At 68.4% G+C, this 22,593-nt stretch carries 21 protein-coding genes; 12 read left to right on the top strand and 9 right to left on the bottom strand.

Annotation, left to right across the window (positions count from 1 at the left end; all coding sequences use genetic code 11):
• The first annotated feature begins 19 nt into the window (after positions 1 to 19).
• Entirely contained in the window at positions 20 to 754 is a 735-nt protein-coding gene (pyrH, locus tag AB0H36_RS11350; RefSeq protein ID WP_360520092.1) for a UMP kinase, read from the top strand.
• On the opposite strand, the gene AB0H36_RS11345 is transcribed toward pyrH, so the two are convergent.
• From AB0H36_RS11345 to AB0H36_RS11335, 3 genes are all read right to left on the bottom strand, one after another.
• The gene (locus tag AB0H36_RS11345; protein ID WP_360520090.1) at positions 747 to 2,519 is read right to left on the bottom strand and encodes an ABC transporter ATP-binding protein; all 1,773 of its coding nucleotides are present in this window, start codon (positions 2,517 to 2,519) and stop codon (positions 747 to 749) included. The two genes, pyrH and AB0H36_RS11345, sit on opposite strands and share 8 nt — an antisense overlap.
• A complete protein-coding gene (locus AB0H36_RS11340; RefSeq protein ID WP_360520088.1) occupies positions 2,516 to 4,162 on the bottom strand; it encodes an ABC transporter ATP-binding protein in 1,647 nt (548 codons plus the stop codon). The genes AB0H36_RS11345 and AB0H36_RS11340 overlap by 4 nt, the downstream gene beginning before the upstream one ends.
• 104 nt (positions 4,163 to 4,266) lie before the next feature.
• A complete protein-coding gene (locus tag AB0H36_RS11335; protein ID WP_360520086.1) occupies positions 4,267 to 5,079 on the bottom strand; it encodes an aminoglycoside phosphotransferase family protein in 813 nt (270 codons plus the stop codon).
• A 145-nt stretch (positions 5,080 to 5,224) separates the two neighbouring features.
• On the opposite strand from AB0H36_RS11335, the gene AB0H36_RS11330 reads away from it, so the two are divergent.
• Positions 5,225 to 7,189, top strand: coding sequence for a translation factor GTPase family protein (locus AB0H36_RS11330; protein WP_360520084.1), 1,965 nt, complete (start codon positions 5,225 to 5,227; stop codon positions 7,187 to 7,189).
• A 14-nt stretch (positions 7,190 to 7,203) separates the two neighbouring features.
• Here the strand turns inward: AB0H36_RS11330 and AB0H36_RS11325 are convergent, their stop codons facing one another.
• Complete coding sequence (locus tag AB0H36_RS11325) at positions 7,204 to 7,992, bottom strand: putative protein N(5)-glutamine methyltransferase (protein WP_360520082.1); 789 nt, start codon at positions 7,990 to 7,992, stop codon at positions 7,204 to 7,206.
• Positions 7,993 to 8,126: 134 nt separating this feature from the next.
• Complete coding sequence (locus tag AB0H36_RS11320) at positions 8,127 to 9,017, bottom strand: LysR substrate-binding domain-containing protein (RefSeq protein WP_360520080.1); 891 nt, start codon at positions 9,015 to 9,017, stop codon at positions 8,127 to 8,129.
• 116 nt (positions 9,018 to 9,133) lie between these two features.
• Between AB0H36_RS11320 and AB0H36_RS11315 the strand changes: the two genes are divergently transcribed.
• The 8 genes from AB0H36_RS11315 (at position 9,134) to AB0H36_RS11280 (ending at position 16,149) form a co-directional block, all read left to right on the top strand.
• Complete coding sequence (locus tag AB0H36_RS11315) at positions 9,134 to 10,159, top strand: hydroxyacid dehydrogenase (protein ID WP_360520078.1); 1,026 nt, start codon at positions 9,134 to 9,136, stop codon at positions 10,157 to 10,159.
• 13 nt (positions 10,160 to 10,172) lie between these two features.
• A complete protein-coding gene (locus AB0H36_RS11310; protein ID WP_360520076.1) occupies positions 10,173 to 11,315 on the top strand; it encodes an enolase C-terminal domain-like protein in 1,143 nt (380 codons plus the stop codon).
• A gap of 9 nt (positions 11,316 to 11,324) precedes the next feature.
• Positions 11,325 to 12,635, top strand: coding sequence for a sugar ABC transporter substrate-binding protein (locus AB0H36_RS11305; RefSeq protein ID WP_360520074.1), 1,311 nt, complete (start codon positions 11,325 to 11,327; stop codon positions 12,633 to 12,635).
• A gap of 6 nt (positions 12,636 to 12,641) precedes the next feature.
• The gene (locus AB0H36_RS11300; RefSeq protein ID WP_360520072.1) at positions 12,642 to 13,586 is read left to right on the top strand and encodes a sugar ABC transporter permease; all 945 of its coding nucleotides are present in this window, start codon (positions 12,642 to 12,644) and stop codon (positions 13,584 to 13,586) included.
• The gene (locus AB0H36_RS11295) at positions 13,576 to 14,400 is read left to right on the top strand and encodes a carbohydrate ABC transporter permease (protein WP_360520070.1); all 825 of its coding nucleotides are present in this window, start codon (positions 13,576 to 13,578) and stop codon (positions 14,398 to 14,400) included. Before AB0H36_RS11300 ends, AB0H36_RS11295 begins: the two co-directional genes overlap by 11 nt.
• A gap of 3 nt (positions 14,401 to 14,403) precedes the next feature.
• The gene (locus AB0H36_RS11290; protein ID WP_360520068.1) at positions 14,404 to 15,189 is read left to right on the top strand and encodes a sugar phosphate isomerase/epimerase family protein; all 786 of its coding nucleotides are present in this window, start codon (positions 14,404 to 14,406) and stop codon (positions 15,187 to 15,189) included.
• A gap of 33 nt (positions 15,190 to 15,222) precedes the next feature.
• Positions 15,223 to 15,678 carry a carboxymuconolactone decarboxylase family protein gene (locus tag AB0H36_RS11285; RefSeq protein ID WP_360520066.1) on the top strand — a complete coding sequence of 152 codons (456 nt, stop codon included), beginning with the start codon at positions 15,223 to 15,225 and terminating at the stop codon, positions 15,676 to 15,678.
• A 114-nt stretch (positions 15,679 to 15,792) separates the two neighbouring features.
• Positions 15,793 to 16,149 (top strand): YciI family protein, encoded by a 357-nt coding sequence (locus AB0H36_RS11280; protein WP_360520064.1) that lies wholly within the window; start codon positions 15,793 to 15,795, stop codon positions 16,147 to 16,149.
• 89 nt (positions 16,150 to 16,238) lie between these two features.
• Here AB0H36_RS11280 and AB0H36_RS11275 read toward each other — a convergent pair whose 3' ends face one another.
• The 3 genes from AB0H36_RS11275 to AB0H36_RS11265 form a co-directional block, all read right to left on the bottom strand.
• Positions 16,239 to 16,376, bottom strand: coding sequence for a hypothetical protein (locus AB0H36_RS11275; protein WP_360520062.1), 138 nt, complete (start codon positions 16,374 to 16,376; stop codon positions 16,239 to 16,241).
• 576 nt (positions 16,377 to 16,952) lie between these two features.
• Positions 16,953 to 18,002: a LacI family DNA-binding transcriptional regulator gene (locus AB0H36_RS11270; RefSeq protein WP_360520060.1), complete on the bottom strand. Its 1,050-nt coding sequence runs from the start codon at positions 18,000 to 18,002 to the stop codon at positions 16,953 to 16,955.
• Between the two features lie 89 nt (positions 18,003 to 18,091).
• Positions 18,092 to 18,802 carry an SDR family oxidoreductase gene (locus AB0H36_RS11265; RefSeq protein WP_360520058.1) on the bottom strand — a complete coding sequence of 237 codons (711 nt, stop codon included), beginning with the start codon at positions 18,800 to 18,802 and terminating at the stop codon, positions 18,092 to 18,094.
• Positions 18,803 to 18,856: 54 nt separating this feature from the next.
• Here AB0H36_RS11265 and AB0H36_RS11260 point away from each other — a divergent pair, with 54 nt between their 5' ends.
• On the top strand, positions 18,857 to 19,411 hold the full coding sequence (locus tag AB0H36_RS11260) for a MarR family transcriptional regulator (RefSeq protein ID WP_360520056.1): 555 nt from the start codon (positions 18,857 to 18,859) through the stop codon (positions 19,409 to 19,411).
• Between the two features lie 71 nt (positions 19,412 to 19,482).
• Positions 19,483 to 21,777: an excinuclease ABC subunit UvrA gene (locus tag AB0H36_RS11255; RefSeq protein WP_360520054.1), complete on the top strand. Its 2,295-nt coding sequence runs from the start codon at positions 19,483 to 19,485 to the stop codon at positions 21,775 to 21,777.
• Here AB0H36_RS11255 and AB0H36_RS11250 read toward each other — a convergent pair.
• Positions 21,751 to 22,584: an SRPBCC family protein gene (locus tag AB0H36_RS11250; protein ID WP_360520052.1), complete on the bottom strand. Its 834-nt coding sequence runs from the start codon at positions 22,582 to 22,584 to the stop codon at positions 21,751 to 21,753. The two genes, AB0H36_RS11255 and AB0H36_RS11250, sit on opposite strands and share 27 nt — an antisense overlap.
• Positions 22,585 to 22,593: the final 9 nt, after the last annotated feature.

Genomic DNA, 22,593 nt, shown 5'->3' with positions numbered 1-22,593 from the left:
CGGACGACAATGCAGTCTGATGATCACCACGGCGCTTAGGAGCTCGATGTACCGCAGACTCGTCCTCAAGCTCTCCGGCCAGGCCATCGCCGGCCCCAACGACTTCGGCTTCGACAGCGATCGCCTCACCCATCTCGCCAACGAGGTCATCGCGCTCCGGGCAACCGGCGTCCAGGTGGCGGTTGTCGTCGGGGGCGGCAACGTCTTTCGCGGGAACCGCGCCGGCGACTGGGGAATCGACCGCGTTGAGGCGGACAACATCGGGATGCTCGGCACCGTGATCAACGCGGTGCTGCTCCGCGGCCGCCTCACCGCGCTGGGAGCGGACGACGTGCGCCTGATGACGGCGATCCCGATCAACAATCTCGCCGAGCCCTACATCCGGCTGCGCGCCCTTCGGCACCTGGAGAAGGGCTCGGTCGTTCTGCTTGCCTGCGGCAACGGGCAGCCGTTCACCACCACGGACTACCCGGCCGTCCAGCGCGCGATCGAACTGGGAGCCGACGCGCTCCTGGTCGCCAAGAACGGCACCGACGGCGTGTACGACGCCGACCCGAACACCTCACCAACCGCTACCAAGTTCGACCGGCTGACCTATCAGGAGGTGATCGACCGCGGCCTCGGCGTCATGGACCAGTCAGCGTTCATCCTCGCCCGCGACCACCACCTCCCACTCCACGTCTTCGACATCGACCGCCCATCAGCCGCCAGCACCATCGCCACTGGCGACCACGTCGGCACCGTGATCAGCTGAGGTTGTAGGCGTGGGCTTGGAGGTTGTAGAGGGTGGCGTAGTGGGTGGGGGTGGCTATTAGTTGGTCGTGAGTGCCGTGCTCGATTACTTGGCCGGCTTGGAGGACGACTATGAGGTCGGCTACGCGGACTGTGGAGAAGCGGTGGCTGACCAGGAGGGTTACGGCGCCGGAGGTGCGGGCTTGGTGGGCGGCTTCGGTGTAGCGCTGGAAGAGTTGGTGTTCGGTGGTGGGGTCCAGGGCGGAGGTTGGTTCGTCCAGGACCAGTAGCAGTGGGTGGCGGCGCATCAGGCCGCGGGCGATGGCTAGGCGTTGCCGTTGGCCTCCGGAGAGGTCGACGCCGCCGTCCCAAGTAGTGCCGAGCTGGGTCGACAACCCGTCCGGGAGCGCGCGCAGGACGTCCTCCGCGGCGCCGTCGTGCAACGCCTGGTGGACGCGCCGTTCGTCGTCGATCGCGGTCAGGTCGCCGAGGCCGACGGCTTCCCGGGCGATCAGCTCGAAGTCGGCGAAGTCCTGGAACGCCCCGGACAACCGCGCCCGCCACGCCGCCGGATTCAGCTCCGCGAGATCGATGCCGTCGACAAGGATCCGGCCCGCGGTCGGGCGATACAGGCCGGTCAGCAACTTCACCAGTGTCGACTTCCCTGCGCCGTTCTCACCGACCAGGGCAACCACGGCACCGGCCGGCAACTCGAGATCCACCGACGCAACCGCGTCCGTCTCCGCCCCGGCATGCCGGAAGCGCACTCCCTCGAACCGGATCCCGGATGTCAGCTCGGCAGGCGGCTCCGCCGTACCACTCCCAGCCGCTTGTACGGCGTAGTCCTGCAACCACACGAATCGCGAGACGTTCCGCAGCAGTCGAGCCGTGTCTTGTACGGCGTTTGTCAGGATGTTGCTCACGTTCTCCAGCCCACGCACCGCGGTCACCGCCACCACAAGTGCCGACACCGAGACGAGACCGTGCACGGCGTCGTACGTCATCCAGCCGAGCACGCCGATCGCGGCGCCGAAGAACACCACCGCGATGCCTGCCGACAGCAGCGCGTTCTTGAAAGCGCTTCGCACCGCAGGCTCTCGCCAGGCAGTCGCGCTGTCACCAACTCGCCGGCGCATCTGCACCCGTTGCCCGAAGACCCGCGCTTCCGCACCGCCGTACGGCGAAGTGACCAGGTCGACCAGGTGCCGCGTCAGCCGAGCCGGCGCAGCGCTGTCCTCCTCCGCCGCCCGGCCCCAGCGGGTGGTCCAGCGACCGGTCAGCAGCCGCGGGAACCCGAGCGCGGCGAGGATGAGCAACCGCCAGTCCGCAGTCGCCGCGACGACCAGGATGCCGCCCGCGAACGCCAGGTTGTTCACGATGTTCAGCAGCATGTTGAGCGCGCCGCCGAGTGTCCCCTGGCCGTCGCGCAGACTCTGCGTCTGATCCAGGTACTCCGGCGACTCCAGGTGCTCCAGCGTCGGCACCCGCCCGATCAGCTCGGCGACCTTGGCGTCGAACTCGAACCCGATCCGCTCCATCAGCCCGATCCGCGCATTCGAGCCGACCATGATCAGCAGGCTCTGCAACCCGGCCACGGCCACGAGGGCAGCCGCCGCGATCAGCATCTGCCCGCGATCGGCCGCCATCGCCCCGGCCACGAGCACCCCCAGGAACCACGGCACCGCCGAGCGCACCAACCGGCCGACGGTCTCGGCGAAGCATGCAAGCACCAGGCCAGGGCTCGTCCGAAAAGCCGCCGTCAGCACCATCCACAGCCCGCGCCTCACTGGAACCGCCCTGCCTGCAACCGGAACAGCCCCGCGAACACCCCGTCGGCCGCCATCAGCTCGTCGTAGCTCCCGTCCTCCACGATCCCCCGCTCCGGATCCAGTACGACGATCCGCTCAGCGTGCCGCACACTCGACAACCGATGCGTCACCAGGATCGTCGTCACGCCGGCCGTCATGTCCAGGAACCGGTCGAACAGCGCAGCCTCGGTCCGTACGTCGAGCTCCGCAGTCGGCTCGTCCAGGATCAGTACGCCGGCACCACCCGAGACGGCCGCCAGAGCGCGAGCCAGCGCGACTCGTTGCCACTGGCCACCTGACAGGTCGGTCCCACCGTCGTACTCGGCCGACAGGACCGTGTCCCACCCGACCCGCTTGAGCAGCACACCGCCCGCCGCATCGGCCAGCGCCTGGTCGAGCCGATCCTGGGGAACCGATCCGAAGCCGACGTTGTCGCGCAGCGGCAGGTGGTAGCGAACGAAGTCCTGAAAGATCGCCGCCACCCGCGGCCCGCCAGTGATCTCCAGAGCCGGATCGGCGCCGCCGACCGTGAGCGTTCCGCTCTCCGGCCGGTAGAGGCCGCAGAGCAGCTTGATCAGTGTCGACTTCCCGGCGCCGTTCGCGCCGACGACCGCGACCGACTGCCCGGCCGGGATCTCCAGGCTCAGACCGGACAACGTCGGCGACGAGCGGGTCGGATAGGTGAAGGTGATGTCCTTCAACCTGATCGGCAGGGCACCGTCGGCCTTCCGCGCAGCCGGCGAAGCAGGTACTGCGAGGTCGATGTCCGGCAGACCGGCCTCGCGCCGCAGTCCGACCAGCGCTGCGACAGTCGCGACGTACTGTCCAAGGGCCCGCTGCGAATCCCCCAGGACCCCGAACGCATCCATCGCCAGCAGCGCCTGAACCAACGTCACCACCGCAGCCACACCGACCTGCCGATCGGTCACGTCGTCGATCAGCAGGACCAGAACGCCGGCGATGACCACCGCGGTCACCAGGCAACTGGCGTACACCGGCCGCAGACCGCGTCGACGCGCCGGCCAGAGCTCAGCCATCGCCGACAACCACGTGAACCGGTACCGCTCGAGCAACCAGTCCGCGACCCCGAACAGCCGCACCTCCTTCGCCGCCGGTGCCTGAGTCAGCAGACGGTGCAGGTACGACGCTCGCCGCCGCGGACCCGCCGACGACTCCAGGACCTTGTCGAACGACGCGTCCACCCACTGCCGGAAAGCCCGCGCGATCAGCATGAACGAGCCTGCCACGACGAACGGCACCCACCAACGCCAAGTCAGCAGTACGGCGAACGCGCCAAGCCCGGTCAGTCGAGTGCCGAGCACCTGCCACGCATTGCCCAACCCGAACAGGAAGGTCCAGTCGCGCGTCGCATCGACGACAGCCTGCAGGCGACCCGAGAACCCCGGCGAGTCGAGCAGTTCCAGCCCTCGCGGCTGCAGACCGGTCTCGGCAAGCATCTCCAACACGTACGCCGCCGTAGCCGCCGTCGTCTTCGCAGTCAGCCAGCCCTGCACCGACGCCAGCAACGGACCACCGATCATCAGCCCGGCCATGACCCCGAACCACAACCAGACTGAACCGTTGCCGGACAACGCTGCGATGAACTGCCCAATGGCAACCATCAGACCGGTCCCGACTGCAGCCCCCACGACCACGACAACGAGAGTTGCCAACACCCACCCTGGGCACGCCCGCCACATCACGCGGGCCTGCAGCCAGTAGCGAGTCACGCGGCCAGCTCTCGCGTCATCGTCTCGATGTGCGCGGCGAACCAGTCGCCGCCTGCCTCGTGTTCCGCATGCAAGGCCATCAGCGACCAGACCACTCGGTAGGACGACAGCGTCCGGTCGAGGTCCGGGGTACGACGTAGGTCGTAGCCAGCCAGGAACGCCTCGGTCGCGGCCTCGCCTGACATCGTGAAGCGGGCCACGTCGAACAGGGGGTCGCCGTACATGGCGTCGCCCCAGTCGATGACGCCGGTGAGTTCGTTGCCGACGGCATACAGATGGCGCGGGTGAAGATCGGCGTGCAGCAACACGGGCTCGACCTCGGCCACGGTGTCGATGAACGGCGGGACGACCTCGCGGACGCGTCGTGCCAGGTCATCGGGCACGACGTCGGCGAGCACGTCGAGACGCTCGATCGTCTGCTGGAGCTGAGCGACCCAATTGCCTTCACCACGAAGACTGTGCAGTCGGCGGAACCCGCGGCCGGCCGCCTCGAAGACCGCAGACGCCTCGGAGGGGCCACCAGGAACCTCGGCACAGATGAGGTACGACGGCTCCACGACGAGGACCTCCGGCGCAGGCACACCGACGGACCGGGCCAACGCGCAAGCCCGCGCCTCGGCCTCGACCGTCGTACCCGACTTGAGGTAGTAGACGCCTCTCGAGGTGTGCAGCCGAAAGGTCTGGTTGCCGGCGAATCCCTGGACCGGTTCGACCATCGCGACCGGGCCGAGAACGGCGTCAGCGAGCGCACGGGCGTCGAGTGGGGGCGGCGGCACCACGTCAGCGTAGCCGTGAACGGTGAAGCCCACAGCTAAATTGTTTGCCGGTCGAAAACCGACGCTGCTGTACTCGTGCCGGTAAGCACAGGTGCCGAGTCAAGGAGAGCAGCGATGCGACCTCGCTTCATGTCAATCGCGGACCGTACTCACACCTGTGCAAGGGACATGAAGCGTTGTGAAAGTACTGAACCTTGGGATCCTGGCGCATGTCGACGCCGGTAAGACCAGCCTGACCGAGCGGCTGCTGTACGCCGCCGGGGTCATCGACGAGGTCGGCAGCGTCGACGCCGGCAGCACCCAGACCGACTCGCTCGCGCTGGAGCGCCAGCGCGGGATCACCATCAAGTCCGCGGTCGTGTCGTTCACGATCGCCGACGTGGCGGTCAACCTGATCGACACCCCCGGGCACCCGGACTTCATCGCCGAGGTGGAACGCGCGCTCAGCGTGCTCGACGGCGCCGTACTCGTCATCTCGGCCGTCGAGGGCGTGCAGGCGCAGACTCGCGTGCTGATGCGGACGCTGCAACGGCTCCGGATCCCGACGCTGATCTTCGTCAACAAGGCCGACCGGGCGGGCGCGCAGTACGACGGTGTGCTGAAGAGCATCGCGGACAAGCTGTCCCCCGCGATCGTGCCGATGGGCTCGGCCGACGGTCTCGGCAGCCGGTCGGCGACGTTCACGCCGTACGGGCCGGACCATCATCCGGGGATGCTCGAGGTGCTCGCCGAGCACGACGACGAGCTGCTGGCGACCTTCGTGGAGAACGAGAAGGCCATCTCGTACGACGATCTGTGGTGCAAGCTCGCCGCACAGACACGGCAGGCCATCGTGCACCCGGTGTACTTCGGCTCCGCGATCACCGGCGCCGGGACGGACGCGCTCACCGACGGCATCCGGGAGCTTCTCCCGCTCGCCGCCCAGGACCTCGACGTGCCTGTTGACGGGTCGGTCTTCAAGGTCGAGCGCGGTCCGGCCGGCGAGAAGGTCGCCTACGCCCGGATGTTCGCCGGTACGGCGCGCGTCCGCGACCGACTGCGCTTCGGCCACAACAGCGAGGCGAAGCTGACCTCGTTGGAGGTCTTCGGCGAACCGGCAGCCACCGAGGTGCGAGCCGGCCAGATCGGCAAGCTGTGGGGCCTGGCGGACATCCAGATCGGCGACCGGATCGGCTCCAGCCGGCATGAGGGCGGTGGGTTCTTCGCGCCGCCGACGCTGGAAACGGTCATCTCGCCGGCCCGGCGCTCCGACAAGGGCAACCTGCAGGTCGCTCTCACCCAGCTGGCCGAGCAGGATCCGTTGATCAACCTGCGTCAGGACGACGTGCGGCAGGAGACGTACGTGTCGCTGTACGGCGAGGTGCAGAAGGAGGTCATCCAGACGACGCTGGCCACCGAGTTCGGGATCGACGTCGAGTTCCGGGAGACCACCACGATCTGCATCGAGCGGATCGACGGTGTCGGGCAGGCGGTCGAGTTCAACAAGAAGGACGAGAACCCGTTCCTGGCCACGGTCGGCCTGCGGGTCGAGCCCGCGCCGGTCGGCGCGGGGGTCGGCTTCGAGCTGGAGGTCGAGCTCGGGTCGATGCCGTACGCGTTCATCAAGGCGGTCGAGGAGACCGTCCGCGAGACCCTCGGGCAGGGCATCCACGGCTGGGCGATCCCGGACGCGCGGGTGGTGATGACGCACTCGGGCTACTCGGCGCGGCAGAGTCACGCCCATGCCGTCTTCGACAAGAGCATGTCGAGCACGGCCGGCGACTTCCGGTTCCTCACGCCGCTGGTCCTGATGACCGCGCTGCAGCAGGCCGGTACGACGGTCCACGAGCCGATGCACCGCTTCCAGCTCGAGATCCCGACCGACACGACTCGCCCCGTACTGGCCGCCCTGGCACGGCTGCGCGCGATCCCGCAGGTGCCGGCGCTGGCGGCCGAAACGTCAACCCTGGAAGGAGAAATCCCGGCAGCCGCGGTCTATGGTCTCGAACAGCAACTCCCCGCCCTCACCCGCGGCGAGGGCGTCCTGGAGTCGGCCTTCGAGCGCTACCACCCCGTGGCCGGCCCCATCCCGAACCGGCCACGAACCGACCACGACCCCCTCAACCGCCGCGACTACCTCCTCCACGTCCAACGCCGAGTGTGAACGGCCCTCGGTGCCTACGCGACCGCTTGAGTGCCTGCGACAACGTTTGCGCCGCGGTCTTCGTCGGTGGTGATGTGGGCGGTGAGGCCGTGCTCCTGAAGGATGGCTCTCGCCAGTGGGGCCTGGTGTTCGCTCATCTCGACGAAGAGGTGGCCGCCGGCGGCGAGCCACTCGGGAGCCGCGGCGGCGACTCGGCGCAGGGTGGCCAGTCCGTCGGGGCCGCCGTCCAAGGTGACGTGCGGTTCGTAGAGCCGGGCCTCCGGTGGAAGCAGCCGGATCTCGTTCGTCGGGACGTACGGGACGTTGGCGAGCAGTACGTCGACCCGGCCCTTCAGCTCCCCGGGAAGCGCGGCGAAGAGGTCGCCCTGGTACACCGCCCCGCCCCACGGCACCAGGTTGCGCCGGGCACACGCGACCGCGGCCAGCTCGATGTCGGCGGCGTACAACTCGACCTTTCGCTCGGCCGCCACCGCCGCGCCGAGCGCACCCGAACCACACCCCAGGTCGACGACGACAGCGCCCGGCGTCGTCACCCGCAACGCCTCCTCGACCAGGAACTCGGTACGGCGACGCGGAATGAACACCCCCGGATCGACAACGATCCGAATCCCGCGGAACGACGCCCAGCCGAGCACGTACTCCAGCGGAAGACCGGCGACCCGGCGCTCGACCATCACCGCCGCCTCCGTCTGGTCTCGGGCGGTCGACGCGATCAGCGCGGCCTCGTCCTCGGCGAACACGCAGCCGGACGCGCGCAGCCGCACGACGGCGTCGGAGATCTCAAAAGCAGAAGAAACAGACACGGAAACCCTTCGACTACGAGGCTCCCGCAGTCAGCGCACGACGCCGACCGCTCGAGGCGGGAGCAACCAACCTGCCTTACCGGTAATCGGTCCCACCCCCTCAGTCCGTAGTTGCGACAACCTTACCCCGAAGCTCAGCCGTCCAGGTGCGGGATGTCTCGCAGGGAGTCGGTGAGGCGTTGGAGGGCTGGGTTGGGGCTGTCGGGGTTCCAGCAGGCGTGCAGGGTGACGGAGTGGGCGTCGGCGGCGTCGAGCTCGCGGTAGCGGACGCCTTCGACCTGCATGGCCATGATCGAGCGCGGGATGAGGGCGCATCCCAGCCCGGCCCGGACCAGGGCCAGCATCGTGGGGACCTGGGACGCGAGCTGGCTGACGGCGTAGCGGTCCATGCCGATCATCGCCGCGCAGATGTCGTGCAGGTACTGCGATCCTTCCGGGCTGTAGCCGATGTAGTCGTCGGTCACGTCGACGAGCGCCACCGGCGACTCCCCCACCGCCAGCGGATGATCAGCCGGTACGGCGAGCACCAGGTCCTCCGAGTGGATCAGCAGCGACTCGAAGCCCGCCGGAATTGGCGGCCGCACCAGGCCGACGTCGATCTCCATGTTCGCCAGCGCCTCGAACTGCTCCGGGCTCACCAGCTCGGTCAGCTCCGCGGTCACCGCCGGCGTCCGCTTGCCGACCATGGTGAGGAAGTCCGCCAGGACGGCGTACGCCCCGATCGCAGTGAACGCGATCCGCAGCGTCCCGGTCTGCCCCTCAGCCGCGCGCCGCGTCGCATCCGGCGCGACCTCGAGCAACGCGAGCACCCGCCGCGCGTGCTCCAGGAAGACATCCCCGGCCGCGGTCAGCCGCACTCCCCGGCCGGTGCGGTCGAACAGCCGCACCCCGAGCGTCCGCTCCAGGCCCTGGATCTGGCGGGTCAACGGCGGCTGGGTGATGTTCAGCCGCTCCGCGGCCCGGCCGTAGTGCAGCTCCTCGGCGACAGCGACGAAACCCCGGAGCTGCTGCAGGGAGAGATCCATAGCGGGCACCGTACCCATACCCACGCGGTATCGGTCAATACGAAAACGGGCTTGGACCTGCATAACGGAAAGCGCCTACCGTCGAGGGCAACGCCCAACCAGAAGGAGCCTCCACGGTGCCCAAGCTCGCTGCCCTGTTCACCCCCGAACGCGCCGCCGACGTGGTCGACCCGCAGACCCGCCGGCTGCTCGAGGACCGGTTCGAGGTCGTCTGGGCCGGGGCCGAGCACGCCGCCGGACCGGGATCGCCCGGCCGCCCGGCCGCCCTCGACCCGAGCGCCGTGGCCGGCCTCGCCACCGGCGCGGACGTCCTGCTCACCAGCTGGGGTACGCCGCACCTCGACAAGGAACTGTGGACCGACGGCACCGGTCCGAAGGTGGTCGCGCACGCGGCCGGCTCGGTCAAGAACCTGATCGACCCGGTCGTCCTCGACCAGGGCGTCGCCGTCTTCTCCGCCGGACCGCGGATCGCCTGGTCGGTCGGCGAGTACTGCCTGGCCGCGATGCTCACCCTCGCCCGCCGCCTCCCCCGCTTCGACCACGCGGTCCGGCAGGGCGGCTGGAAGCAGACCGAGTTCCGCGGTCATGAGCTGGCCGGCGCGAAGGTCGGCATCATCGGCGCCAGCAGCACCGCGCGGGCACTGATCACCTTGCTGAAGCCGTTCGGCTGCGACCTCGTCGTCTACGACCCGTACCTGACCGCCGAGCGCGCCGACCAACTCGGCGTCCGCACGGCAACGCTCGACGAAGCCGCGCAGAGCCCGTTCCTCACCATCCACGTCCCGAACGTGCCCGAGACCAAGGGCATGATCACGCGCGAACTGATCGAGCGGCTCCCCGACGGCGCGGTCGTGGTCAACTCGTCCCGCGGTCCGGCGATCGATCAGCCCGCTCTGCTCGACCACGTGCTCGACGGACGCCTGTACGCCGCTCTCGACGTCTACGACCCGGAGCCGCCGGCCTTCGACAGCTCGGTTCTCGAAGCACCCAACCTGCTGCTCAGCCCGCACATCGCGGGCAACGCGGAAGAGGGCCACCTCGCCCTCGCCGGCTACGTGCTGACCGACGTGCTCCGCTACCTCGAGGACGGCAGCCGCGGACCGAGCTTCGTCGACCCGGCCGTGTGGTCGATCGCGGCCTGAGAGGACGACGCTCATGTCCCGGATCACTCAGGTCGAGGTCTTCCCGGTCGCGGTCCCGTTCGCGCGCCGGTTCGTCCTCGGCAGCGGAGCGGTCGGTTCACCCGGCGAACGGCCGGACCAGGCCACCGCGGTCGTCTTCGTCAAGCTGACCACCGAGGACGGCGTGGTCGGCTGGGGTGAGCAGCGCGCGTTGCCGAGCTGGAGCTACGAGACCGCCGAGACGATGGCCGTGGTGATCAAGCGGCACCTCGCGCCGATCCTGCTCGAGCTCACGCCGTTCGACGTCGAACTGTTCCACCAACGCGCCGCCAAGCGCCTCAGCCCCTCGGTGTCGAACGGCTTCCCGTTCGCCCGCGCCGCCGTCGACGTCGCGATGCACGACGCGGCCGGCAAGCTGGCCGGCGTCCCCGTGCACGCACTGCTCGGCGGCAAGGTGTACGACGAGATCCCGCTCTGCTCGGCGATAGGCGTCGGCGACTCCGACGCTGTCCGCGAGCACGCCCTCCAGTCGTCGGACTACTCGGCGTACAAGGTGAAGATCGGTGGTGACCTGGACGCGGACACCGCCGCGATCGATACCGTCGCCGAGGTGGCCGACGGCAAGCCGCTGTGGCTCGACGCGAACCAGTCCTACCGTCCCAGCCTGCTGAAGCAGCTCCGCGACCGTACGGCGGGAATCCGCACGATCCACTGCATCGAGCAGCCGGTGCCGAGCACCGACACGCTCGCGATGCAGCGGCTGCGCGGACTGATCGACCTGCCGATCGCGATCGACGAGGGCAGCTTCTCCGCCCAGGACCTGGCCCGGGCGATCCGGCTGGAGGCCGCCGACCTGGTCGTCGTCAAGGTCTGCAAGTCCGGCGGCCTGCGCAACGCCCTGAAAACCGCCCAGACCGCCCTGGCCGGCGGTCTCGAGATCCTGGCCAGCGGCCTCACCGACTGCGGGGTCGCGTTCGCGGCCGCGCTGCACGTGTTCAGCCAGCTCGACCTCGCCCTGCCTGCCGAGCTGAACGGGCCGGAGTTGCTGTCCGACCTGTACGTCGACGGGCTGACCATCACCAAGGCCGTCGCCACGGTCCCCACCGCCCCCGGGTTGGGCGTCCAGGTCGACGAGGACCGCATCCGCGCCGAGTCGATCGACCTCGAATACAGCTGAGGAGAAGCCATGCAGAAGTGGCTGTCCCGCCGCAGCTTCCTCGAACTCACCGGCCTGGCCGGAGTGGGCGCGGTGGTGGCCGGCTGCTCGTCCGGTCCACCGCCCGGCGCCGCGACGTGGGCGATGTGGTCCAGCAGCGCCGCGGAGAAGAAGGTCTGGGAGGACTTCAGCAAGTACGTCGAGCAACAGCTGAAGGTGAAGTCCGTCCCGACCCTGACCCCGTCCAACGGCTACCCGACCAAACTCGACCTGCAGCTCGTCAGCGGCACGGCGAGCCTGGTGACCGCGATCAACGGCACGCTGATCCCGACGTACGCCGCCCGGGGCGCGCACCGGCCGCTCGACGACCTGATCGAGGCCGATCCGGACTTCGACCCGGACGACTTCTACCAGCCGAGCCGCCGGATCTCGAGCTTCAACAGCAAGACCTACGCGATCGGCTTCGACGTCGCGCCGACGGTCATGTACTACAACAAGACCCTGCTGCAGAAGGCCGGAGTGGACCTGCCGTCCCGCACCGAGCCGATGTCGTGGGCAACGTTCCGCGAGCTCGCGATCGAGCTGACCGAGCCGCCGGACCAGTACGGGTTCACCTGCGCGCCGGCCATCGACGACCTGGTGTCGTGGATCTACTGCGCCGGCGGCAACGTGATGAACGAGCAGGCGACCCGCAGCACGCTCGGCGACCCGGAGGCGATGGAGGCGCTGCAGTTCGTCATCGACCTGTTCGTGAAGGACAAGGTCACGCCGCCGATCAAGAACCTGGTCACCGAGAGCTCACTGTCCAACTTCATGGAGGGCAACGTCGCCTTCATGCAGAACGGGCCGTGGCAGGTGGTCAACATGCGCAAGGCCAAGTTCGACTGGGACATCATCCCGTTCCCGGCCGGCGCGGTCGGCAGCACGCCGCGGGTGTCCGGGTCCAGCTTCGCGATTCCATCGGGGGTGCGCGAAGGTGCCGACCTGGACCTGGCCTGGAAGTTGCTGAAGACGCTGACCAGCACCGGCGCGCTCGACATCTACGCCAGGGCCGGCCGGAACAACCCGGCCCGGCTCAGCGCCGGCAGCGCGTTCCAGCCGCCGCCGGACAACCTCGGCATCGTCCAGCAGATCCTGGCCGGCAAGGTCGCCGGCGGCCATGCGTTCGACGTCACCACGAACTGGAACCAGGTCAAGCAACTGCTCGGCCAGGACCTGCCCAGGACGTTCCTCGGCCAGGTCACCGTCGCCGACGCGATCAGCGGGTTGACCCCGCGTCTCGACGTACTGATGCGGCAGCACCAGGACAACATCCGCCAAGCCACTGCCAGGAAGGGGTGACCACCCATGGCTGTCGATACTGCGACTGCCCCGGCCGCGACCGCGCCACCACGTCCGGCCTCGAAACCGACACCACGCTGGCGGAACCGCGAATCGCTGACCGCCTGGCTCTTCATCCTGCCCAGCCTGATCGGCTTCCTGACCTTCACCGCCGGACCGGTCGTCGCGGCCGGCGTCATCTCGCTGCTCGACTGGAACCTGTTCAGCGCGCCGACCTGGGCCGGGCTGAGCAACTTCGCCCGCCTCGGCCCCGACCCGACCTTCTGGTCCGCGCTCGGCAACACGGTCTACTTCACCTTCCTGAGCGTGCCCCTGACGATCCTGGTCAGCCTCCTACTGGCGCTACTGCTCAACCAAGGGCTGCGCCGGGTCGCGGTCTTCCGGTCGCTCCTGCTGTTGCCGTACGCAACCATCACGGTCGCGGTCGCGTTCGTCTGGATCTGGCTCTACATCCCGCACGACGGCCTGGTGAACGCCGTGCTCGGGTGGTTCGGGATCAACGGGCCGGCCTGGCTGATCTCGGACACCTGGGCGATGCCGGCGCTGGTCGCGATGAGTGTGTGGAAGAGCTTCGGGTTCGGCATGGTGGTGTTCCTGGCCGGCCTGCAGGCGATCCCGCAGCAGCTGTACGAGGCGGCCCGGGTGGACGGGAGCTCGACCTGGCAGAGCTTCCGCAACGTGACCCTGCCGATGCTGTCACCGGCGCTGTTCTTCGTGATCGTGACCTCGGTCATCGGCTCGTTCCAGGTCTTCGACCAGGCGCTGATCATGACCAACGGTGGTCCGGGCACCCGCACCACGACGCTGGTCATGTACATCTACCGGACCGGCTTCGAGAACTACGACCAGGGGTACGCCGCCGCGCAGTCGCTGGTCCTGTTCGCGTTCATCGTCCTGATCACCGCCACCCAGTTCGTCTTCCAGCGGAGGCTTGTGCACTATGACAACTGATCTCCGCCGCCGGTTGGTGGTGTTCACCTGCTTCCTGGTCACCGCGATCACGCTGATCCCGGTCGTGATGATGGTGCTCGTCGGGTTCCAGTCCGACGGCGAGTCGATGGCCGCGAAACCGTCGTTCTGGCCGAGCACGTGGCACCCCGAGAACCTGACCCGGGCCTTCGACCTGGTGCCGCTCGGCAAGTACCTGCTCAACACCGTCTACTTCGCCGCCGGAACGACTCTGCTCGAGACGATCACCGCAGCGCTGGCGGCGTACGCGTTCGCCCGGCTGAACTTCCCGGGCCGGAGCTGGCTGTTCGGGATCTACCTGGCCACCTTGATGATCCCGTCGCAGGTCACGCTGATCCCGCAGTTCGTACTGGTCGCGAAGCTGCACGGCATCGACACCTGGCCGGGGATGATCCTGCCGCACGCGTTCACCGCGATCGGCGTGTTCCTGCTCCGGCAGTTCTTCCTCGGCATCCCGCGCGACTACGAGGAGGCCGCCCGGCTGGACGGCGCGAACCGCTGGCAGGCGTTCGTCCGGATCATCGTCCCGCTGGCCGTGCCGGCGATCGCGACGTTGGCGGTGTTCAAGTTCATCGGCCAGTGGAACAACCTGCTCTGGCCGCTCATCATCTCCAACAGCGACGCGACCCGTACGGCGTCCGTCGGCCTGCAGGTGTTCCAGGACACCAACGGCACCCAATGGAACCTGTTGCTGATGGCAGCGACCGTCACCACCGTCCCGTTGATCATCATCTTCTTCCTGACCCAACGCTGGTTCGTAAGAGGCATCACCATGAGCGGGCTGGGAGGCCGCTGACACATGACTCACACGTGGTCCGTCTTCACCAAACCGTGGTCGGAGTTGCCCGGTGACGAGCTCGGACGGCTGGTCGCCGGACTCGGCTTCACCGGCGCCGAGATTCCGGTCCGCGACACCGCCTACGTCACCCCGGCCACCGCCGAGGCCGAGCTGCCGAAGTTCTCGGAGCAGTTGCGGGCCGAAGGCATCGAACCGATCAGCGTCGCGAGCGAGCTGACCGAGCGCGTCTTCGCCGCGTGCGCCCAGGCCGGCGTCCCGATGATCCGGATCATGGCCGAGCTGGGTCCCGACGGTTACGCGGCCTCGGTACGACGAACCCGCGGGCTGCTCGAGGAAGCCGCCGTACTGACCGCGCAGTACGACGTCCAGGTCGGCATCCAACCGCATCACGGGAGGTTCGTGCCGTCGACGCTCGGCGTGCTGCAACTGCTCGACGGACTGCCCGAGCAGTTCAAGCTGGTGTGGGACGCGGCCCACGACGCGCTCGCCGGTGACGACCCGGCTGTCACCCTCGAGCTCGGCGTGGACCGGCTCGGCATCGTGAACCTGAAGAACGCCAAGTACATCCGCACCGACGCCGGGTGGAAGACGTACTTCGTGCAGGCCGACGAAGGGATGTCCGACTGGTCGGTCGTCTTCGCCACGTTGCGGCGACTCGGGTGGACCGGGCCGATCTGCCTGACCGGGCAGTACTCCGATCCCGCCGTACCGGTGGCGGAACGACTCGAGCAAGATCTCCTGGCCGCTCGTGTCACATTGTCCGGCCAGGCTCCGTCAGGAGGGTGAAGACAACAAAACCTCACTGATGGAGACCCTCCCATGACTGCACGGATGACGAACCCCGCGATGCTGCTGCCGGACGCGACCAAGGGCGTCCAGAACATCTTCAAGGCCGTCCACCAGGGCGGTGTCCCGGCCACGACGCTCGAGCTCGTGCACCTGCGGGCCAGCCAGATCAACGGCTGTGGTCCGTGTGTGTTCGGCGGCGTGAAGTCCGCGGTGAAGAACGGCGAGACCGACGAACGACTGCACCAGGTCGTCGCGTGGCGCGAGTGCGACCTGTTCACCGACGCGGAGCGGGCCGCGCTCGCCCTGGCCGAGGCCGCGACCCGGATCGCCGACCGGCCGGGCTCGGTGACCGACGAGATCTGGGCCGAGGCGGCCAAGCACTTCGACGAGACCCAGCTGGCCGCGATCATCCTGATGATCGCGCTCACCAACATGTTCAACCGGATCAACACCACGACGCGGGAGCCTGCCGGCGCGACCTGGTGACTGAGTAGCGTGAGGAGCGCCCCTGACCGGGGCGGTGGGGCGGGGCAGATTCAACACTGTCGAGGACGGCACGGGCGCTCCGACGTACCCAGGGAACCGGAACCGGAGGTAGTGATGAAGTACATGCTGTTGATCTACGGAAACACCGAGACCTGGGACACCCTGCAGGCGCTGGGCATCGACGGGGTGCTCGACCAGCACCGCAAGCTCACCGAGGAGCTGAAGGCGAACGGCGAGTTCATCGACGGCCTCGGCCTGACCACCGCGAACGCCCGGGTGGTCCGGGTCAGCGACGGAGTGCCGGCCGTCACCGACGGGCCTTTCACCGAGGCGAAGGAGGTGCTGGCCGGCTACTACCTGGTCGACTGCAGCCCGGAGCGGGCGGTGGAGATCGCGGCCCGGCTGCCGGAGGCGCCGTACTCGCCGATCGAGATCCGTTCGTTCACCGACCCGATGCCGGAAGAGAAGTAGGGCTGCTCCAGGGACTTGCCGGCCTCAGCTGGGCGTTGACACCTGAGACCGGCGAGTCACTGACTCAGCCCTTCACGGGGCCCTGGTCTTCAGTGGGGGTCGCCCGACGCGAGGATGACCCCACCTGAGGCGGGCTGATCACCCATGCCCCGGCCACCCCGCACGAACACGGTGGCGCCCTGCTCCGGAGCCGGAGCGCCGTGGCCGAGTCCCAGCGTGGTGGTCATTCCGTTGCTCAACCTCAGCACCGCCACGCGTCGCGGCTGCACCGACGGGATCGACGAGCTCACCTCGTGGATGCCGGTGCACACCGCCGGTTGGATCGAAGCCCGTCCGAGACCTGCGTTGCCGTGACTCCTCACATCACGGCACTGCTCGGCGAGCCTTGTCATCGCTGACACACTTCCCCCTTCTCCTAATCGTTCTCCCCGAGTGACGGTTGGCGCGACTGCCCTCACACCGACGCCTGTACCGGCGCCTAAAACGACGCAGGTACGGCACAGCAGTCGCACACTCCCCCGTCCTTCCCGCACCCGGAAACGACGCGGAAGTGATCAGGGAAGCCTTGCTGAGAGTGACGGCGTTTTCAAGGGATCGTGACAGGAATCCCGCGTACCGGGACCCGTGTCCAGCTTTGATCGTTCACCGAAACTTTCGACACCAAGTGCCCACTGAAAGCAGTGGTCCCATTGAGATATCCGGCGCTGGAAGACGTTGTTCCAGGCAATTGCGGACACGCTGAATGGGTTTTCGCCTGGCTTGTGCGTTTGTTTGATATTCCGAGCCAAGGTATAGACGCTCGGTTAGCGGGTCGTACTGGCGCGCTTGATGATTTGGTGGGGAATGATGACTCTGCGTGGTGCGGCGTCTTTGTCCGCCATTCGCTCGGCGAGCAGGTCGAGGGCGGACCGGACGAACTCGCGCCGGTCGAAGTCGACCGTCGTCAGCGGCGGGATCATGAACTGGCTCTCCAGGATGTTGTCGAACCCGGCGACCAGCGTCTGCTTCGGTACGTCGATCCCGGCGGTCCACAACGCCGACAGCGTGCCGGAGGCGACCGTGTCGGTGAAGCAGAAGAACGCGTCCGGCAACTCGTGCTCGGTCAGGTACTTCCCGACCACCGTCGCCGCACCCTCCGGGCGCCACCGGTCCAGGTTGATCTCGAGCGCCGGATCATTCGGTACGCCGGCCTCCGCGAGCGCCTGGCGGTATCCCGCCGTACGCAACCGGGACGCCGCCGTACCAGGTGCGTCCGCCGTGCCCCCGAGCACGCCCACGCCGCTCGATCCGCGCGGGATCTCCGGCACGCCGACCGCGGCGATCCGGCGGCAGCCCCGCGCCAGCAGGTGATTCGTCATGTCGCGCGCCGCGGTGACGTTGTCGATCGCGACCTGGCTGACCACGTCCTGGTCGACGTCGCCGATCAGGACGACGGGCGGTAGCGGACCGGCGGTCATCACCGCGCTGTCGTCGACGTTGACCGGGTTCAGGATCAGGCCGTCGACCAGGTGCGCGCGGCCCTTGGACAGCAGCTCGAACTCACGCTTCGGCTCGGCCGCGGTCTGCTCGATCTGCACACCCCAGCCGCGCTCGTGGGCGAGCTCGACGACCAGGTGCGTGATCTCCGCGGAGTACGGCCGCAGCAGGTCGGGCAGGGCCAGGGCGATCATCCCGGAGCGGCCGTTGCGCAGGCCGCGAGCGCTCATGTTCGGAACGTAGTCCAGCTCGGCCAGGGCCTGCTCGACCCGGGCCCGGGTCTCCGGACGAACGAACACCACGCCGTTGATGACGTTCGACACCGTCTTCGGGGACACCCCAGCCAGCTTGGCAACATCTTTGACGGTGGCACGCATACCGCCATTGTCACACTCAGGCCGTGTCTGGTGATCCCGCGCCTACTGCGCGGCACCACCAGACACGACCCGACCACGTTGCCACGAACTCACCTGGTCGGGCGGGCGCCGCCGTTCACGTGCAGGACCTGGGCGGTCAGGTGGCGAGCGGCGGGCGTGGCGAGGAAGCGGATCGTCTCGGCGATGTCGGCCACCGTTCCCTCCCGCTTCGTCATCGTTGCCTCCAGCAACCGGGTACGGCGCTCGCCGGTCAGCTTCCCCTGGAAGAACTCGGTGTCCGCGGTGAACCCGGGCGCGACGACGTTCGACGTGATGCCGCGCGGGCCGAGCTCGGCGGCGACGTCGAGGCTGTACATCGCCAGCCCGGCCTTGGACGCGCCGTACGACCCGGGCCCGCGGGCGCCGGCGATCGAGCCGACATGCACGACAGCTGTGGTGAGACGCGGCGCGAGCGCCGTGGTGGTGAGCACAGCACTCAGCAGGTTCGCCTCCAGGTTGGCCAGCCAGTTCGCCTTCAGCTGGGCCAGTCCCCCGTCCGGCCGATTGAAGTCCGTGTTCCCGCCTGCATTGTTCACCAGTACGTCGACCCGCTCCGGCAGCTCGCCGAGCAGCCGCTCGACCTGTTCCGGGTCGGTCGCGTCGCACACCACTCCCCTGGCTCCGAGGTCGGCGGCCGTCTTGGCCAGCACGTCCTCCCGCCGGCCCGTGATCACCACGTCGTCGCCGTCACGGCGGAAAAGCTCGGCCGTCGCCCGGCCGATTCCGGTCGCTCCGCCGGTCACCACGATCGTGCGAGTCATCGCACTCCTCACGTTTAGGTCTAAATGTTTAGGTCTAAACGTAGCATGGTGCCCATGACCTCCGAACGCGACGGCTATCCCTTCGACGGGCCCAGCCCCTACCCCGCCGCCGAGATCGCGCAGGCCTGGCAGCGGGAGCGGCCCGGGACGCCGACGGACTCGATCGAGATCGTCACTCCCCTGTGGCGCTTGGCCAAGCTGTTCGCCGACGACCGGCGGCGGGTGCTGTCCGACCTGGGCGTCGATCCGGCCACCCTCGACCTGCTGAGCGTGCTCCGCCGGGCCGGCAAGCCCTACGAGCTCACGACCCGCGAGCTGAGCCGCCGTACGCTCGTCACCGCCGGCGCGATCTCGCAGCGGGTCGCGCGGGCCGAGGAGTCCGGCCTGGTCACCCGCCGTACGGCGTCCGACGGCAGCCGCGCGGTCCTCGTCACCCTCACCGAGGCCGGCCACGACCTGGTCGAGCGGACCGTCGACCAGGTCCTGACCCGCGAGGCCGAACTGGTCGCATCTCTCACTCCGGCGAACCGCTCGGTACTGGCCGGACAGCTGCAGGAACTGCTCGGCCAGGTCCAGCGACTGGCCCGCAAACCTTCGTCGGGCGTGTAAGGTTTTCGCATCCGGCCAGGCGCGATCTTCAGCCTAAGTTCCTACGACTGCTTCAATGTCACAATTGAAGGATGCCTGCTACCGAATCGCCCGGGACCGCCGGTCACACGGCCGCCGACAGTCATGACGCCATCCAGGTGCGCGGAGCCCGCGAGAACAACCTCAGCGGGGTCTCGCTGGACATCCCCAAGCGCCGGCTCACCGTCTTCACCGGAGTCTCCGGCTCCGGCAAGTCGTCCCTCGTCTTCGACACCATCGCCGCCGAGTCCCAGCGGCTGATCAACGAGACCTACACCGCCTTCGTCCAGAACTTCATGCCCAGCCGCAGCCGGCCGGACGTCGACTCGCTGCGCAACCTGTCCGCCGCGATCATCGTCGACCAGGAGCGGATCGGCGCCAACTCCCGCTCCACCGTCGGTACGGCGACCGACGCGCACACGATGCTGCGGATCCTGTTCAGCCGGGCCGGGACGCCGTACGTCGGAGGTCCGTCGGCGTTCAGCTTCAACCTGGCCGACGGGATGTGCCTGGAGTGCGAAGGGCTGGGCCGGACCACCGAGTTCGTGCTGGACGAGCTCGTCGACCGGGACAAGACCCTCAACCAGGGGGCGATCAAGGCCCCCGGGTACGCCGTGGACAGCTGGCACTGGCAGCTGATGGCGACGACCGGCCTGTTCGACCCCGACCTGCCGCTGAAGGACTACCCGTCCGACAGCTGGCAGCAGTTCCTGTACTCCGAGCCCACCAAGGTCAAGGTCGGCAAGAGCAACCTGACCTTCGAGGGCCTGGTGTCGAAGCTGAAGCGCAGCTTCCTCAGCAAGGACCGCGACTCGATGCAGAGCCACCTGCGCGCGTTCGCCGACCGGGCGATCCGTCAGGCGACCTGCCCGGCGTGTGGTGGCGCGCGGCTGAACGAGGCGGCCCGGTCGGTCACGGTCGATGGCCGGACGATCGCCGAGTGCTCGGCGATGCAGATCAGCGACCTCGCGGAGTTCGTTGCCGGCATCAACCACCCGAACGTCGGCCCGATGGTCGAGGGACTCCGGGAGACGCTGGACTCGATGGTCACGATCGGGCTCGGCTACCTCAGCCTGGACCGCGAGTCGTCGACATTGTCCGGTGGCGAGGCGCAGCGGGTGAAGCTGGTCCGGCACCTCGGCTCGAGCCTGGCCGATGTCACCTACGTGTTCGACGAGCCGACCGTCGGGCTGCACCCGCACGACATCCAGCGGATGAACGACCTGCTGCTGCAACTGCGGGACAAGGGCAACACCGTGCTGGTGGTCGAGCACAAGCCGGAGACGATCCGGATCGCCGACCACATCGTCGACCTCGGACCGGGCGCGGGTCTGGCCGGTGGCCGGCTCTGCTACGCCGGCGACCTCGACGGCCTGAAGAAGTCGCGCACCCTGACCGGTCGTTACCTCGACCACCGAGTCAGCGTCCGGGACGACGTACGGCGGCCGACCGGCAGACTGTCGATCGAGGACGCGAACCTGCACAACCTGAAGAACGTCAGTGTCGACGTCCCGCTCGGGGTGCTGACCGTCGTCACCGGGGTCGCCGGGTCCGGCAAGAGCTCACTGATCCACGGGTCACTGGCCGGCCGGGACGGCGTGATCGTCGCCGGGCAGGAGCCGATCCGGGGATCGAAGCGCAGCAACCCGGCGACCTACACCGGGCTGCTCGATCCGATCCGGGCCGAGTTCGCCAAGGCGAACAAGGTGAAGCCCGGACTGTTCAGCGCGAACTCGGTGGGCGCCTGCAAGACCTGCAAGGGCATCGGCCTCGTCTACACCGACCTCGCGATGATGGCCGAAGTCGCCTCGGTCTGCGAGGACTGCAACGGCGCGCGATTCACCCCCGAGGTGCTCGCCTATCGGTTGCGGGGCAAGAACATCAGCGAGGTACTGCGGATGACGGTCACCGAAGCCCGTGAGTTCTTCACCCGTGGCCCGGCCCGAAGCATCCTCGACCGGCTGTCGACGGTCGGACTCGGGTACATCGGCCTCGGGCAGCCGCTCACCACCCTGTCCGGCGGTGAACGGCAGCGGCTGAAGCTGGCCATCAACATGGGTAAGACCGGGTCGGTCTACATCCTCGACGAGCCGACGACGGGTCTGCATCTGGCGGACGTCGACAAGCTGCTGGCGATGCTCGACACCCTCGTCGACGAAGGCAACACGGTCATCGTGATCGAGCACCACCAGGCCGTGATGGCACATGCCGACTGGCTGATCGACGTCGGCCCGGGCGCCGGCCACGACGGCGGGCAGGTGATCTTCACCGGTACCCCCGCCGACCTGGTCGAGAGCAGCCCGAGCCTGACGGCCGAGCACCTACGGCTTTACGTCGCGGGTCACTAGCTCGGCGCCCAGAGCCTCGATCAGGTCGCGCCAGGCATCGAGGTAGGCAGCGGCGGGGCCAGTCTGGGTCAGGACCAGGCGGGCTCCGCCGTTGCCGTCCCGAAGCGTCCAGCCGACCTCGCCCTGCGACCAGGTGTAGGTCAACCGCTCCGGCTCGGCCGCCTCGGTGACCGTCCCGGGATCAACGCCCTTGGCAACGAACCCGGCCGGCGGCGTGCTTCCGACAGTCGCGGTGGCGGCACCGGCGAGCAGTTGCCAGACGAGCTCCTTCGGGCGCACGAGCTGCCGCTCGAACCGGATCCCACCATCGTCGTCCACGGCCCCTTGGTCCAGGCCGTACACCTTGACGAAGTGCTCGTGCAGCTCGGCGTAGTCCTTCTCCGGGACCGCCGATCCACCGAGCACGTGGTCCAGCGCGTCGAAGCACAAGGTCCAGCCGCTGGTGTAGCTCGCCGAGCCCGGCCGGTCGTCGTAGGTCGCAGTCAGGTGCAGCGTGCACCCGTCGGCGGACGCGACGAGCTCCCAGCGCAGCACCTCTTCACCCCAGGTGTACTCGATCAGCCTTGGTGGTTCGTACGCGCGGATCACCCCGGAACCATGCTGCTCCACCGGGGCGTCCGGGTCGTCCTGGAAGGTGAAGGTGACCGCTCCGTCCAGCCGCAGATCCAGCTCGACCGCGGCCGGGAACCACCCGGACAGCTGCCCCGGCTCGGTGATCGCCCGCCAGACCTTCTCCACCGGATGCCGTAGCTCGCGCTGCATCCGCAGGACCGTCCGGCCGTTCTCCGTGCTCAAGGTCTCGGTCATGACCCCATA

The sequence above is a fragment of the Kribbella sp. NPDC050820 genome, from assembly GCF_040653975.1.
Classification (GTDB): domain Bacteria; phylum Actinomycetota; class Actinomycetes; order Propionibacteriales; family Kribbellaceae; genus Kribbella.
Note: the sequence above shows the minus strand (reverse complement) of the source record. Positions and strands in the feature narration are given on the sequence as shown.